Origin of the sequence: Collinsella sp. LCP19S3_C9 (genome assembly GCF_052121575.1) — a bacterium.
Lineage (GTDB): Bacteria > Actinomycetota > Coriobacteriia > Coriobacteriales > Coriobacteriaceae > Collinsella.
The window spans coordinates 40,380-55,418 of the sequence record NZ_JBQKDZ010000012.1; the positions used below are offsets into that span (position 1 = coordinate 40,380).

Annotated in this window: 10 protein-coding genes; 4 read left to right on the plus strand and 6 right to left on the minus strand. The window is 57.4% G+C overall.

Annotation, left to right across the window (positions count from 1 at the left end; all coding sequences use genetic code 11):
* Positions 1-77: 77 nt before the first annotated feature.
* Both ACTQXI_RS06775 and ACTQXI_RS06780 read right to left on the minus strand, forming a co-directional pair.
* Complete coding sequence (locus ACTQXI_RS06775; protein WP_441548439.1) at positions 78-5,309, minus strand: AAA domain-containing protein; 5,232 nt, start codon at positions 5,307-5,309, stop codon at positions 78-80.
* A gap of 383 nt (positions 5,310-5,692) precedes the next feature.
* Complete coding sequence (locus tag ACTQXI_RS06780; RefSeq protein WP_441548440.1) at positions 5,693-6,427, minus strand: exonuclease domain-containing protein; 735 nt, start codon at positions 6,425-6,427, stop codon at positions 5,693-5,695.
* Between the two features lie 237 nt (positions 6,428-6,664).
* Between ACTQXI_RS06780 and ACTQXI_RS06785 the strand changes: the two genes are divergently transcribed.
* Complete coding sequence (locus ACTQXI_RS06785) at positions 6,665-6,811, plus strand: hypothetical protein (RefSeq protein ID WP_441548441.1); 147 nt, start codon at positions 6,665-6,667, stop codon at positions 6,809-6,811.
* Between the two features lie 434 nt (positions 6,812-7,245).
* Here ACTQXI_RS06785 and ACTQXI_RS06790 read toward each other — a convergent pair whose 3' ends face one another.
* Complete coding sequence (locus ACTQXI_RS06790; RefSeq protein ID WP_441548442.1) at positions 7,246-7,704, minus strand: solute carrier family 23 protein; 459 nt, start codon at positions 7,702-7,704, stop codon at positions 7,246-7,248.
* A gap of 241 nt (positions 7,705-7,945) precedes the next feature.
* Here ACTQXI_RS06790 and ACTQXI_RS06795 point away from each other — a divergent pair, with 241 nt between their 5' ends.
* On the plus strand, positions 7,946-8,602 hold the full coding sequence (locus ACTQXI_RS06795; protein WP_427717642.1) for a helix-turn-helix transcriptional regulator: 657 nt from the start codon (positions 7,946-7,948) through the stop codon (positions 8,600-8,602).
* Between the two features lie 245 nt (positions 8,603-8,847).
* On the opposite strand, the gene ACTQXI_RS06800 is transcribed toward ACTQXI_RS06795, so the two are convergent.
* A complete protein-coding gene (locus ACTQXI_RS06800; protein ID WP_441548443.1) occupies positions 8,848-9,225 on the minus strand; it encodes a RidA family protein in 378 nt (125 codons plus the stop codon).
* Between the two features lie 299 nt (positions 9,226-9,524).
* Here ACTQXI_RS06800 and ACTQXI_RS06805 point away from each other — a divergent pair, with 299 nt between their 5' ends.
* Together ACTQXI_RS06805 and ACTQXI_RS06810 are read left to right on the plus strand one after the other, a co-directional pair.
* A complete protein-coding gene (locus tag ACTQXI_RS06805; protein ID WP_441548444.1) occupies positions 9,525-12,020 on the plus strand; it encodes a DUF3656 domain-containing U32 family peptidase in 2,496 nt (831 codons plus the stop codon).
* Between the two features lie 15 nt (positions 12,021-12,035).
* Positions 12,036-12,695 carry an RluA family pseudouridine synthase gene (locus ACTQXI_RS06810; protein WP_441548445.1) on the plus strand — a complete coding sequence of 220 codons (660 nt, stop codon included), beginning with the start codon at positions 12,036-12,038 and terminating at the stop codon, positions 12,693-12,695.
* A 444-nt stretch (positions 12,696-13,139) separates the two neighbouring features.
* On the opposite strand, the gene ACTQXI_RS06815 is transcribed toward ACTQXI_RS06810, so the two are convergent.
* Positions 13,140-13,886: a DeoR/GlpR family DNA-binding transcription regulator gene (locus ACTQXI_RS06815; protein ID WP_427717633.1), complete on the minus strand. Its 747-nt coding sequence runs from the start codon at positions 13,884-13,886 to the stop codon at positions 13,140-13,142.
* A gap of 3 nt (positions 13,887-13,889) precedes the next feature.
* A complete protein-coding gene (locus ACTQXI_RS06820) occupies positions 13,890-14,969 on the minus strand; it encodes a Gfo/Idh/MocA family protein (protein ID WP_441548446.1) in 1,080 nt (359 codons plus the stop codon).
* Between the last annotated feature and the right edge of the window lie 70 nt (positions 14,970-15,039).

A 15,039-nucleotide genomic window follows, 5' to 3' on the forward strand; every position in this document is an offset into this window, starting at 1 on the left:
AAGCGGGTTATCTCTACGACCTCAATTATTTGTTGTGCAATTAATAGACACCGTTCATGTACTTCGTGAATGCTTCGTTATTTTGTGTACCACGCAGGTCGGGACGATGTCGACCTTGACCCTTGTTTGCTGTATTTGAACCTCACTTTATATTTTGCCTCGATGCCGAGGCGCTTTTCCTTAAACACCGGATCGTCAATGACCCATAGCGCACCGTGTTTGCTTCGCTTATCAATACAGGTGAGGCCCAGAGAGTTCAGCTCAGCAAGCAAAGCATCCCCGCAACCGTTTCCTTTATGCCATTTAAGTGCTTCTGATTGCAGCGTAAGCGCTTCTGATTGCAGCGCATGTGCAATGCTAGCCCGCTTACCCTTAGGGTACAAAATCCATCCGGAAAGACCAGTGTTCGCGCCGGTGTCCCCAAAGTTGTAAACGCAACTGTAATCAAACGAAGAACAGATGTCCTTTATTGACGCCCGCATTGATAAGTCCCCAAGCACCCAAAAGACGTCCGCCTGCTCGGTTTCATAGAACCGATGCCCTGCCCGTTCGAGTGCGAGCAGAAGCATCTCCTGACGCGAATCCTCAGTTATTGTCTGTCCACGTTGTTCATCCACCTGCTCGCACTGGCCGCTTGCGTCGTCATTCTCGATCACATCCGAGCAGCCAGCCGCAACAGCAAAGTCATCCGCCTTGGCATACGCTTCCTTAGCGCCATCATCTTTCGATAGCATATCCGGCTCGCGCGGCGGCTCCTGTTCTTGAAGAGCGGCTGCGATGGCCGAATCTCGAGCAAGCGTGGACTCGAGTGTGTTCTCGTCCACTTCGTCATCGAAATTGTCACGAACCGCCTCGAGCACTCGCTCGAGAAGTTCGCTGGTGTCACGGGCAACCGTGGGGAGCTGCTGGCCTGGCTTAATGTCGTAAATAGCGAGTTCGGCTACAACTCGATCCATCGTTGCATCCCGATCGCTGTAGAATTCACTACCTCGAATACGGATGAAATCCCATCCCACACGTTCCAGAATCGTCTGTCGCTCCATGTCCGCGATAATTTGCCCCTCGGTTGAATGCCAACGATCGCCGTCGCATTCGATAGCAACGTTGTGATGGTCGCTTTGCACGACAATATCAATGCGGTAGCTTCCGACTTCCTTTTGCTGCTCATATTGATAACCGCGCTTGGAAAGCTCAGTGCACACCTGCAACTCAAAATCAGACTCGGCTTTTTCTTGCGTCTCCTCAATCTGAGTGTCAAACGTATGCGGGTCGAGCATGTACTCAATTAGCTGCCTACGCAGGTCGCCACTCTTTAAATCACGAACTGGATCAAGCGAATATACAAGCCACATCTGGTCTTTCGCGCGGCTCGCAGCAACGTTGTAGCGCTTCTTGTATGCGTCATCCGAGCCCGTCCCCATAAAGCGCAAGGGAGTCTCGGATTCGTTGCTGTCAACCATGCTTAGAATCATGACATCGCGTTCATCGCCCTGGAAACCCGCAGCGTTGCCGCAAATAATCTCATGTTTTTCAAACTCAGCGGGATCCATCTCTTTAAGCAGTTCGTTTCGAATCAAGTCAGCCTGCTCTTCTCCCAGCAAGGACAAAACGCCAAATGTCTTGTTCTCATATTCTGGCTGCTCAAGACAGGCACGGATAATCGCAACTGCGGCTTTGGCCTCTTGCTGGTTAATCTTCGCCTTGCCCGAGCGCATGCCGCTTTTGACGCGAAAGGGAACCAACGCCGGCATCAATCCACCCGCATCGGCGTCTCTCAGCGCCTTGATTTTTCCACCGTACGATAGCCCATTGCTAAAGCCGATGATATCCGGCACGCACCTAAAGTGCTCGGTAAGCATGATGGGCGAAAAGCCCTGCTGGGCAATTTCGTAAAGCGAGTATCTTGCTCGATACAGATGGGCGTTGGGAATTCCCTTTCCCTCGATATATGAAGCAGCCAATCCTTCGGCAGTGGATTCCTTTGCACCGACAGAAAGAGGGCTTACCTGTTTGTCATCACCAACAACAATTACCTTTTTTGCAAGATATGTAATAGCCAGGGCGGTCATGTCGGCCTGGCTTGCCTCGTCGATGATTACGATATCAAACAGATTGTTGGCGGGGTCAAAAGAGTCAAGCGCTTGGCCAATCGGCATAATCCATGCCGGCACAGCCCGCTGACATTTCGCCATGAGAGCACGGGCCTTCGAGCGATGCCGCGATGCATTCTTGCCCGTTCCCTTGCCAATTCGCGCGACCGTCTGCTTCCAGCCGTTCAGCGCGACCTTGAGCTCTGTATTGCTCTCAAGGTCCTTGTGAATCTTGAGCCACGCCATCATGCCTGCCAATTTTGCCGTTATGTCACGATAGCGTTTGCCCAGCTCAGAAATTTCCTTCTGGGGATTGGAAGAGTTTGCACGATCGGCATACTCAACAATTGCCTGGCACTGCTTGTATTTCCATGCTCGTTCGATATCCCGCGGAACGCTCGTAGCCCCGTGAACGCCCTCGCGCTCACGAACGGCTTGTGCCCATCCCGGAGCAATTTGCGACAACTGATTCAGTTGCTCATGTCGGCACTTAACTGCCGCCCTTATTTCGCACAGCCACTGTAGACGATTGTACTGATCGCGGTATGTTTGCACCAAGCCGAGTTCGGGGTCAACCGCTTCGCCGAAATCCCCAGCTGGGCGAAGCTGCACGATGCAGTCGCTCAATGCGACAGCGGTCTCACAGTGCTTGGCCGAAGCGTCTTCGATTCTCTTCAAAACGTCCTCTGCCCATGCCTTAATCGCCCTTATTTTTTTGAGTGCGACACACAACTTAAGGTAATCCGTGAGATCCGTTTCCAGTGCTTGCAAGGTTTTGGCCACGACCTCCTTTTCGGAAATCATGGAAGGGCAGTCAAAGAACGCTTCATGAGAGATACCGTTTGAGTCCAATGCGTCAAACAGCTTGTCAATGCACTCGGCTTTCCACGCAAGGGCCGCCTTAATACCCTCAACATATCGAAATGCCACGTGCTCGGGCTCACTGCTATCCAACTCTGCAAAGCAGCTCACGCCAACGGTTCCCATAAGCGCATCCCATTGAATGGCGCAAGCGTGTCGCTTGTCCATAAGCTCTATGTAATCCAGGATGGCATCGCAGTCCTCGGGCGAAGCCGCCTGTGCCCCGTTGACCGCCACACCATCGGGCAAGCTCTTGACCGAAGAAAGCAACTTTCGCAGGCCCGTTTTAGCTAGGTACTCTTTGTACCCGCTTACAAGCGCGCGCAGTTGTTGATAATCGCCGTTGTCACCAAGCGCAACCTGCCTCGGAAACCACTTGCTTCGATATGACGAAGCCTGCTGTTCAAGCAACTGAACCTCATCGCAGAGACGATACCAGATCGTTTTCTCGCCCTCGCCCCTCAAGGATCTCGCAGCGACCCCTCGCTGCCACTCCTCGCTCAGAGCTCCGTGCATTACGAGGTTCTTCACCGTGCCGAATGCTTCGGACTCATCGTCCAAAACGGGAAGAACAGCCGATCCAATCTCCACCGTTCCCCCATCGTCGCATAGTTCCCAACCGTGGCGACGAATCAGCTCGTCCGCCAAAGAACTGGCTTGGTTATATTTCTCAAACTCCTGTGCATAGACGTCTGGCTTGGGGAGCAAAGCCATCCAGTCGACATCCTGTAGACAGATCGCCTCTGCCTCATCTTCTGCAGAGGCAATGCCGTTGCTTTGGTAAAGCTCCTCGACAATCGAAATATCAAGCTGCGCTAACAGCTTCACCTGGCCGGGAATAATGTCGTCCAGCTCTTCCTTATTCTTCGCAACAAATTGCGCGGCATCATGCGGAGTGAGGGTTTCATTCCCCAGATCAAACTGTTTGTTCTCGGCCTCTCGTTCAACAAAGGCGGATTTGCGCGCCTTTGCAAGATCAACCAGTATCTCTTCTCGCTGACAAGATAATTCCTGCACGGATTTATTCAGTTCACTTATCGAATGCTCGCCGAGATGGTTGACGATTGCTTCTACCGAATCACGAGCGTCCTTGCCGTTAGATGCCAGCGAAGACACACAAAGGCTTCTGAGCTCAGGAGGCATCTTGTCGGCAAGAACCGTCAAAGCCTTTGAGGTATAGCTCGTTACAAGCACCCTTTTGCCTTGTGCCAAAAAGCTTCCCATCAGGTTTGCAATCGTATGGGTTTTACCGGTACCCGGAGGGCCCTGAACGAGAACGGCGTCATCTTGCTCGATTCGCTTGGCAATCTCTAACTGCGCACGGTTGGCAGGTTTCGCCAATAGAATCTCGTCGTCTTCTCCGTTTGCCTCCGCCAAGCGCCGAGAAACCGTAGACCCGTCCGATAAATCCTCAAGGACCGGAGTGGTTTCATCGTGCGTAAACTCGCCAAGAAGGCCGTTTAAGAACGCAGGGACGCGCTGAGTCTCATCAATCGTTTTTACAATTCTGCCGATAGCGCCCGCGGTTCCATCAGGGCGCTGCCTAAAGATTAAATAGAAACCGGGTCGAACGTCTATATCGGCTTCTTGGTCTCGCGCAGCATCAGCGCGGTCAAAATAACGAGACTTGGGCGATAGCTGATTCACGAGCAGTTTGGCTTCACGGGCAATTGCATCACGATCAAGCGGATGCACTTCTTCCTCGTCGAGCCTCTGTTCCGCCTCACTAATCTTGCTCATCGTCAGATTCTGAGACTGAGACAGCAGGTCCTTTTGAATCAACGTGTCGGAATCGACGTCTTCAACGGAAATGATTCCCTTTTCCGCATCGAGCTGAATCCTCATGTTCCGCGTAAAGACTGGGTGATCCACCCTCTTGTCTTCGGAAAGCCGAACGTTCATCGATGCGGCAACAACCTCGAGTTTATCGGGGTCGCTCTTGAGTTTTTCTTTCATTTTAAACAGGCGCTCATACACCCCAGAGGCTTCTGTCGCCTTAGTTTGGTATGTGACCCATTTGTCTCGCTCGCCGCCCCATTCCTCAAGCAGTTGAGCTCTAGCGGGATCGGACATAAATAGATCTTGAGGCGCTTCTTCATTTGCCTCCGCAAGCTCCTCGGGTGGAAACTTGAACCCTATCTGGTTCTTATAGCTTTCCCATCCGCTTGCAATCCACGGCGCGATCTCATCCGGAGGCTGCGGGCACGTTTTGAACTCCGGTTTAGCGACACTCAAAATCGGACCATCGTTATTAGCGGAATCGCGAAATCGCACCTCGATCCATCCGTTATCTGTTGGCAAGCTCTCCAAATCAATGCAGTCCGAAGCGTAATCTCTTACGTTGCGAACGATCTTCATCCTAATCTTGGAGAACTCTTCCAAGTATCCAAAAAGGGCCTCTGCCTTATCTACAACCGATAAGGTATTGAGATCAGAACCCATTTGACACCATCCGCGCAGTCATCTATCTCGGCCAGCACAATATGTTACTAGCTTACGCGGAAAACCTGGCGATATTGGCATTAAATCGACAAGCGTGCGTTTGCGTGCCTAGATATCAGAAGGGATATCCGACTCAACGAAATGCATCGCACGCATATGAATCGCTACAATCTCATATCAATATAAAATGAGCCCCGGCGACTTAAATCAGAGGTCATTCCCAGGGCCATTGACTTATAGCTTTTTCGCATGAGGACAATTAATCAGATGGGCTTCGGTTGCGAGGACCGACAACGCCCCTACCTCCCCTCCGCCTTCAGCTTCAGCAGCAGGTCGCCCAGCTCGGGGCACTTGCTAGAAAGGCACGTCTCGGCTCGCTCGCCCATCCCCCACCGCTGGCGGACTTCCTGGGCGCGCGGGCTCACGTGGTAGTCCCCGTCCATCACCTGCTTGAGCAGCTTGGCGGTCACGCGCGCATCGGCAAGGGCGCTGTGGGCGTGGCCCGTCGACTCGTCGAACTCAATGCCAAACCACATCGCCGCGTCGCCCAACGAAACGCGCCCATGGCTGCCCACATCCATGATCGAGGTGTAAAACGCCTGCAGGTCGGCCCAGTCCGTAGGAAATGCGGAAAGGTCGATGTGCTTTGCCTGGCACTCGGTCAAAAGCTGTCGACGGTCCGTCCCGCTCCAGCAAACTATCTGGGCGGAGTAGCGGCCGATCCAATCGCCGAGCCTTTTGATCACCATGTAGAGCGGATCGGCCATCGCGGTGTCCACAGCCGATATCCCCGTAAGCTCGCGGACGGGAAACGCAACGCCTTCGGTAAATTCCGTCTGCACAAACTGCGAGAACTCGCCCATAACGTTGCCGTGGTAATCGAGCTTAACGGCGCCGACCTCGATAATCTCGTTGCGCAGTCCACGGCGCTGGCGCTGCTTTGGCACCGGCGCAAACTCAAAGTCCAGCACGATCTGGCGCGCAAAGTTCGTCGTATCGATAGCCGAGATACCCGGCATCTTTTCAGCTGACACGGTTATGGCCTCTCTCCGTTGCCTGCCGCTTGCTACATAGGCGGCTACATTGCCGTAAGGATAGGCGCTCGTGCGGACATGAAAGCGCCCAGCGCGGCCACCCGGCACCCTTGCGTAAAGCCGCGCTTTGAGATGGCCACGTCGCTGTTATGAGCGAACATATATTCGTATTTATGACTGCAGTTTGATAGACTGGTTATTGTTGACGGCAGTTCCATGTGCCGGGCAGCGCCCTCCATGCGACGGGAGGTGATGCCCATCACCGATCTGATTGATTTCGTGAAGCTCCTGACCTCTTTGGTCTCGCTCCTCACGGCGCTTATCGGACTTACCGAGGCACTCAAGCAGCGTTCGAAGCACAAAAAGAGGGGTCGACGCCGTTAAGGCATTGACCCCTTGATCAAAGCAACGGCGCTGCCCAGCTATCACCCTTGGGCTGCCGTCGACTTTATTCTACCCACGGTTGCCAGGTTTAACAAATGAATTTTCAGTAATGGAGCCTCGGAGCCCGCTCCTGCGTTCGCTCAACTCGTCGCTCTACTCCAGCCACCACTCAACATCCACGGAGCACTCAACCGCAAATGCTAAAGACCACGCGATCGGGCAAAGCCCCGTCCCCAACAACACAGGACGGACCCTCAGCTTCCTTTACGTTATAGCTAGCTATATTATGTCTTCCTATAATATAGCTAGCTATAACGTAATTCGACAATCGCGCACGCAGAAGGGGCGGCACGCCACCGCACGTGAACCGTTCCGGAAGCTCCTGACCGCTCTGGTCTCGCTCCTCACGGCGCTCATCGGACTTTCCGAGGCACTCAAGCAGTGCTCGAAGCATAAAAAGAGGGGTCGACGCGGTTAAGGCATCGACCCCCTAATCTAAGCAACGGCGCTGCCCAGCTCTTCACCACTTGGGCTGCCGTCAGCCTTATTTTACCCACGGGGCAAACCCTTTGAAGTGCGGCTTGGCGCCGCATGACGTCGGCGGACGAGGCGATACGTCCGCCGACGAATAGCACCAAATTGGTTACTTCTTGCTCTCGGGCAAGACCAAAGAGGACCGCGACGGCACCGCCGACAATCTCGCCGCCCAGCAGCGCACCAAAGCTAAAGCCCGAGGCACCCATAGCCTGCAGGGCCGGCAGGAACGCGAACGAGACGCCCATGACGATGGGCAGGCCGCCGCCGATGCGACGGAAGGGAGCGAAGGCCTGAAGGGCCGTGTCGATTGCCGAAAGAATGAGCGCCACCTGAATGATGTCGGTGCTCTTTCTCATTCTCAATAATAATTTTTTGTTATCAGACCATTTTTCAGCTGAGACAACGCATTTCCGCAGGTCAGGAAAGTGTCTGGTCAAAATAACATCTAACTTTTCTTTTGGTCGACCGCTTACCGCCAAAATCCTACCGTTCGTCTGTATTACGCAAGGTACCTGCGAATATACGAGTCAATAGACACCGTGTTACCATGAGAAAAAATTGTTATGAAACTTCCGATTTCATCCAAAGGAGTTGCCCGTGAACGAGACTGTACGTCGCTTTTTGCCGATGGTCGATTTCCTGGAGCAGATACTCGGCAAAAACAGCGAAATCGTGCTGCACGATTTCTCGGATCCCGACCACGCCATCGTCGATATCCGCAACGGCATCGTGAGCGGCCGCAAGGTCGGCGGTCCCGCCACCGATCTGGCACTCAAGATCATGCACGATCCCAAGTATCGCGACCTGCCGTTTATTACGGGCTACGAGGGGCGCGGTGCCGGTGGCAAGACGTTGGAATCCGCAACGTACTTTATTCGCGAGGATAACGAGATCGTCGGCATGCTCTGCGTCAACACCGATCTTTCCACGGTACGCTCCATCAACGCCATGGCTCAGCAGCTCATGGCCTGCTTCGACGCTGCGCCAAGGCAGGCGGAGCCCGCGTCTATCGAGGTCGAAATTCTTTCGGAGTCTACACAGGAGCTCATCGACCACAGCATTTCCGAATTGCTCGAAAGCCGCGGCCAGGATGTCGCCTCGCTTGGGCAGGCCGATCGCGTGGACGTTATTCGCCACCTTAACGGCAACGGCGTATTTATGCTCAAGGGCGCTGTTGCCTGCGCTGCCACCGCACTGGGCATCTCGGAGCCCAGCGTCTACCGCTACCTGCAAAAAGTTCGCAAGGAAGGCTAACGAGCAAAATGGAGCGCGGGCAGTCTTTTTGGGACGGGGCTATTTTAGCTACCCTCCCTCTGCCCACGATTTCGATGAGCCGCAAGTAAAAGCAATCCTGCATATAGGGGTAGCTAAAATGGCCCCGTCCCAAAAAGACTGCCCTTGGTGGCTCCGCAAGCGATCCGTCACGTGATAAAAGAACCCTGCAGCTCACACGCGCTGCAGGGTCTTTTTGCATGTCATGTTTAGTTGTTGCCAACGCCTTAGAGAGCGGCGACGACCTCGATCTCGACCAGACCGCCAGCCGGAAGAGCGGCAACCTGGAAAGCGCTGCGCGCGGGGTACGGGGCCTCAAACTTGGAGGCATAAATCTCGTTCACGGCGGCAAAGTCGGCGATGTCAGCCAGGTAGACCGTGGTCTTGACGACATCGGCAAACGTAGCGCCGGCAGCGGTCAGCAGGGCCTCGACGTTGGCGAGGGACTGCTTGGCCTGGGCCTCGATGCCCTCGGGCAGCTTGCCGGTCGCGGGATCGATGCCCAGCTGGCCGGACAGGAACACCATGTTGCCGGTCTGGATACCGGGGGAATACGGGCCGATGGCTGCGGGCGCGTTATCGGAAGACACGACGGTCTTGCTCATGTTTTTCTCCTTACGATCAAATAGAGAGCGTGAGCGCGGCGTTCGCACCGGGAGGCACAGTTCGGTCTGAACACCGCGCTTGATTGGGATAGTAGGGGATGATTTCGCCCGCTGCAAGATAATTATCAGAATGCGAGAATATTTTATCGCCCAACGGTTTCCCCGAACCGCTGAACGGTTCTCCACGGGGTCAGCCAGCCCAGGCTACTGAAGACTTTGTCCTGCTTAGGCTGCGGGCATCGCCCTTCGCGACGGTGCCACTATACTTTCGAGTATCTGAGCATTTTGAAAGGCAGGATATGACCGCAACCGCCAGCCGAACCACCAACCGCAGGCCCGAGCTTCTGGCCCCCGCCGGAGGCCCGGAGCCCTTTGCCGCCGCGCTCGCCGCCGGGGCAGACGCCATCTACTGCGGCATGGGCAGCTTCAACGCCCGCCGCAAGGCCACCAACTTTACCGATGAGGCCTTTGAGCAGGCCTGCCGCGCTGCGCACCTGGCCGGCTCGCGCGTCTACGTCACGGTCAACATCGTCATCAAGCAGTCCGAGATGAGCGATGCGCTGCAGCTCATCCACCGTTGCTCCACGCTGGGCGCCGATGCCTTCATTATCCAGGACTGGGGCCTGTTCTTTGAGGTCAAGCGCACCATGCCCGGCATCGAGACCCATATCTCGACCCAGGCGAACATCCACGATGACCGTGGAACCATCTGGTGCCGCGAGCAGGGCGCCGACCGCGTGACCCTCTCGCGCGAGCTTTCCATCGACGAGATCGCCGCCATCCACGACGCCGCGCCCGACGTTGACCTGGAGGTCTTTAGCCACGGCGCCATCTGCTTTTGCTACTCGGGCCTGTGCCTGCTGTCGAGCTTTGCCATGGCGGGCCGCTCGGCCAACCGCGGCATGTGCGCTCAGCCCTGCCGTCTGCCCTACGAGCTGATCGACGAGAACGGCCGCACGCTCTCCCCTGCCGGTCGCGAGCGCGCGCTATGCCCGCGTGACACCAACACTTCACAGCTTGTTCGCCGCCTGTATGACGCCGGCGCCGCATCGCTCAAGCTCGAGGGCCGCATGAAGGCGCCCGATTACGTGTACTCCATCGTCGATGTGTATCGTCATCAGATCGATGACATGCTGGCCGGGGCCGTCGTAGATAAGGACGAGGACGCCGCTCGCCAGCGCCAACTCAAGCGCTGCTTTAACCGCGACTTTACGCACGCCTATCAGGACGGCACCTCGGGCGACGAGATGATGAGCTACGAGCGCTCCAACAACCGCGGCCAGATTGTGGGCACGGTGCTGGGCAGCCGTATGGCCAACCGCGACGTGCGCGGGCTCAAACCCGACGACCGTCGTCGCCGCGCCGCCATCGCCCGCATTGAGCTGTTTGAGCCCGTGGGCAAGGGCGACCTGTTGGAGCTTCGTCACGACGACGAGTTCGATCAGTTCCTGACCACCATCGCCGCCGATGATGCCGCCGCCGGCGACATCATCGAGTGCCGCGTGCCCCGCAGCATGCCCGGGGGCTGCCGCGTGCGTGTGATTCGCAGCCAGCGCGCCATTGACGCTGCCGGCGCCGCGCTCAAGCGCGACGTGCTACGCCGCCGCGCCGTAGACGTGTCCGTTGCGGCGCGTCTGGGCGAGCCGTTTACCGTCACGCTCACCTGCTGCGACGACCCCACGCTCACCGCCACCGCCACCGGCTTTACCGTCGAGGCCGCCAAGACCCGCGCCGTCGAGGCGTCCGATCTGGTGGAGCATGTGGGCCGCATGGGCTCCTCTCCCTTTGAGGCCGCGAGCTTTGATGTGGCGCTCGATGAGGGCTGTGGCATGGGCTTCTCCGCTGTGCACAAGGTGCGCGCCGCCGCTTGCAAGGCGCTCGAGGAGGCCGTTCTGGCGCCTTACGAGGAGCGCGCGAAAACGCTCGAGATTCCGGCGATTGTCACCAGCGATTCCCGCCCCGCGCCCGAGCACTACCGCGATGAGCCGCAGATCTGTGCCACCGTCACCTCGCTCGACACCGCCGAGGCAGCGCGCGCGGAGGGAGCCGCGCGCATCTACATGACCACCGACGCGCTCGATGCGGCCGAGCTCTCCCCCGCCGATGCGTTTGAGCAGGGTATTGTCCCCGTGCTCGATGAGGTCTGCCGCGCCGTCGACCACGCGCGCGTCGACCCGTGGGTCGTTGCCGGTGCCACGGTCGCTATTGGCAACATCTCTGAGCTTGCCCTGGCCGCCCAGGTTGGTGCCACGGCCGAGATTCGCTCTTGCCTGCCCGTGCACAACACGCCTTGCATGGAGGCACTCGCCGAGCGCGGAGCCGGGGCGTTTTGGCTCTCGCCCGAGATCACGCTCGACGAGATTATCTCGCTTGGTACCTCCGCGCCCGCGGCCCTGGGCATCACCGTTTTCGGCCGCCCGCGCGTTATGACGAGCGAGCACTGCATCCTGCAGGTGGCCAATGGCTGCATCCACGATTGTGCCAACTGCCGTCTGCGCGCCCGCAAGCTGTCGCTCAAGAATATCGACGGCAAGGTCATGCCGGTGCGTACCGACATCCACGGCCGCTCGCGCCTGTACGACGCCTACCCCATCGACCTCACACCGCAGGTTCCACAGCTGCTCGACGCCGGCGTGCGCCGTCTCATGGTCGACGGAACCCTGCTCGAGGCCGATGAGATTGGTCGCGCCGTCGCACGCGTCCGTCGCGCCGTCGAGGCCGCGCAGGCCGGCCGTAAGCCCGCCGCCCGCCTGCGCGGCGCCACTTCGGGCTGCATGTTTGTGGGAATTAGCTAACCGAAAGGCTTACACGTGAACGAAGAACCTCAAGTCCTCTACTGCGACGCCTGGCTCATGGCCATCGATAAGCCCGCCGGCATGATCGTCCACGGCGACGGCACCGGCGAGCGCACGCTTACCGACTATGCCAGCGACCTTTTGCTGGCGATGGGCGACGGCTTTGCCGCGACCGACATGCAGCCGCTCAACCGCTTGGACCGCGACACTACCGGCGTGGTGCTGTTCTCGCTCGACAAGCAGACGCAGCCCGCCTTTGACCAGATGGTCATCGACCACGCCTTCGAAAAGCACTATCTGGCGCTCGCCGAGGGCAAGATCGACTGGAACGAAAAGCTCATCGACAAGCCCATCGCCCGCGACCGCCACGATAGCCGCAAGATGCGCGTCGGCGCCAGCGGCAAGCCGTCGCAGACGCGCGTCAAGGTGCTCAAGCGCCTTAAGAGCCGCCGAGGCCTGCCCACCCGTTCGTATATCGATGTTGAGCTGCTCACGGGCCGCAAACACCAGATCCGCGTGCACCTGGCAAGCGAACATCATCCCCTGGTTGGCGACGACCTGTACGGAACGCCGCGCCCCTGTGGCCTCATGCTCCACGCCCACAGCGTATCCTTTACCCATCCCGTAACCGGCGAGCGCATCCACATCGAAGCCCCCTGCCCCTGGGAGCCCTAAAACCTGCCAAAAAGGGACAGGTTTATTTTGGCAGGTTTTATCTGGGCAAACGTCAAGCCGCCACGATGGCTCAGCCGCGGCCCCAAAACATCTCGATCTGTAACAGTTAGAACCCATTTTCCGGCCTATCTGTTACAGATCGAGACACTCAAATCCCCCTCAAGGGAAAATCTCGATCTGTAACAATAACTCGGCAAAATCGGTCCCAGATGTTACAGATTGAGACAAAGGGATGGCGCGGTTCGGAAGTATCTCAATCTGTAACATCTAACCCACTTTTAACGGTCCAGTTGTTACAGACTTAGACAAACCGGCGGACAACGAAAGCGGCAACGCCTGTGATGGACGTTGCCGCTTTTCTATTGAGAAAACTACTCGGTTTTCGTTACTAACCACCACAATGGGGACAGGCACCTTTGTGATGGTTTTGGCTTTGTCCCGTCGCTAGACCGTGATGACGTTGTCCATTGCCCGGTACTTGGCGGGCACCTCGCCCGCGGTAATAATCGTTGCGTCGCGAAAGTCCGCGAACTTGACGGGCGCCACCATGCCAAATTTACTGGCGTCCGAGATTACAAAGCGTTTAGCCGTATGGCGCATCGAGATGCGCTTAACCTGCGCTTCCTCGATATCGGGCGCCGTGAAGCCCTGCTCGGCGGCAATGCCGTTAGAACCCCAAAAGCCACAGTTGAAGTTGTAGCGGTCTAAGGTTGCCAAGGCATCGGGGCCAACGAGTGCTTCGGTCTCGGGCTTGAGCTCGCCGCCCAGCACCACGGTACGCATGCCGCGCAAAGCGAGGTGCTGAGCATGGAGCACAGAATCGGTCACATAGGTGACATCTTCAAGGTGTGGAAGATGCTCGATGAGCTTGAGCGTCGTCGAGCCCGAATCGATGTACACAAAGCTCTCGGGCTCCACCAGCGCCGCCGCACGGGCGCAGATACGCTCCTTATCGTCGTTATGGAGGTCGCTGCGCTCATTGAGCGTTAGGTCGCGCGTCACGTGCGCACGCTCAAGACTTGTCGCTCCGCCGTGGACCTTGGCGATACGGTGTGCTCGATCGAGCGTCTGCAGGTCGCGCCGAATGGTAGACGCCGTTACGCCCAGGGTATCGGCAAGCTCTTGCACAGTAACCGAGCCAGCCTGCTGGACCATCGACACGATCGCGTTGAGCCTATCCTCCGCAAGCATCGCTTACTCCTCCTCGGGGTACACGACTCCCCAGTCGGCGCGGAGCTTGGTCATCAGCTCCATAACATCAGAAGCGTAATCCAGAAGCTCGCGCTTCGAATCATCGCCGGCAACGGCCTTCTCCAGGTCGGCCATCTCGTAGCACAGGGCGTAAGCCTCGGTGCCGGTGTGGACCTCCTCACGGTGCCCGTCCGCAGTCCACACGATGGTCGCGTGATCGGCGCGGGGATACTCGTTGACCTCGATATAGCACTTGTCAAAGCTGATGACCGAGCGCTTGGGCTGCTTGGAGTGAAGTGTAAGGCTCACCACGCCCAGCTGCTGCTCGGCATTACGGCAGACGATGCCGCCCGCAACGTCAACGCCGGTCTCACAGGTGTTGCCGAGCGAAACGACCTCAACAGGCTGGCTTGCCATAAAGAGGCGCATGACGGACAGGGCATACACGCCAATATCGAGCATGGCACCGCCGGCGAGACTACGGTTGTAGAAACGGTTGGTCAGGTCGCCGTATTCCTTGTAGCTGCCAAAGTTGAGCTGAGCGAGGTTCATGCGGCCAAACTCGCCGGCATCCATGCGGCGACGCAGCTCCCGATACAAGGGCATGTGGAGCACCGTGGTGGCGTCCATAAGGACCACGTTATGCTCGTCGGCAATGGCACGCGCTTCGTCGAGCTCGGCGGAGTTGAGGGTGATGGCCTTTTCGCAAAGCACGTGCTTGCCTGCTGCCAGAGCGGCGCGCAGGTAGGTGATATGCGTGTTATGCGGCGTGGTGATATAAACGGCGTCGATGTCGGGATCGGCGTAGAGGTCCTCAACCGTCTCGTACACCTTCTCGACGCCATACTGCTCGGCAAAAGCCTGGGCCTTGGAAAGCGTACGGTTGGCGACGCCCGCAAGCTTGCGGCCGGCAAGGGCGAGAGACTGGGCCATCTGGTTGGCGATAACGCCGCAGCCGATCACAGCCCAACGAAGCTCGGGAGCCGTAAAGATGTCGTTAGGGAACGGCTGATCTTGGACCGAGGCAAACGCCGCCTTAGCGGCTGCTTCGGCGTCGAGCGGAGCCTGTTTGGAATCTGTCATCATGTGCCTCCTGAGTCACCGGAAGTTCTTCATTTCCAACAGCCTTATATTCGCACAAATTTGCGCGCAT

What these genes read in the sequence shown, in the direction of transcription:
- ACTQXI_RS06775 (WP_441548439.1), bottom strand. Translation starts at nt 5,309, where the DNA reads ATGAAGATCGTTCGCAACGTAAGAGATTACGCTTCGGACTGCATTGAT.
- ACTQXI_RS06785 (WP_441548441.1), top strand. Translation starts at nt 6,665, where the DNA reads ATGCGACGGGAGGTGATGCCCATCACCGATCTGATTGATTTCGTGAAG.
- ACTQXI_RS06790 (WP_441548442.1), bottom strand. Translation starts at nt 7,704, where the DNA reads ATGAGAAAGAGCACCGACATCATTCAGGTGGCGCTCATTCTTTCGGCA.
- ACTQXI_RS06800 (WP_441548443.1), bottom strand. Translation starts at nt 9,225, where the DNA reads ATGAGCAAGACCGTCGTGTCTTCCGATAACGCGCCCGCAGCCATCGGC.
- ACTQXI_RS06805 (WP_441548444.1), top strand. Translation starts at nt 9,525, where the DNA reads ATGACCGCAACCGCCAGCCGAACCACCAACCGCAGGCCCGAGCTTCTG.
- ACTQXI_RS06815 (WP_427717633.1), bottom strand. Translation starts at nt 13,886, where the DNA reads ATGCTTGCGGAGGATAGGCTCAACGCGATCGTGTCGATGGTCCAGCAG.
- ACTQXI_RS06820 (WP_441548446.1), bottom strand. Translation starts at nt 14,969, where the DNA reads ATGACAGATTCCAAACAGGCTCCGCTCGACGCCGAAGCAGCCGCTAAG.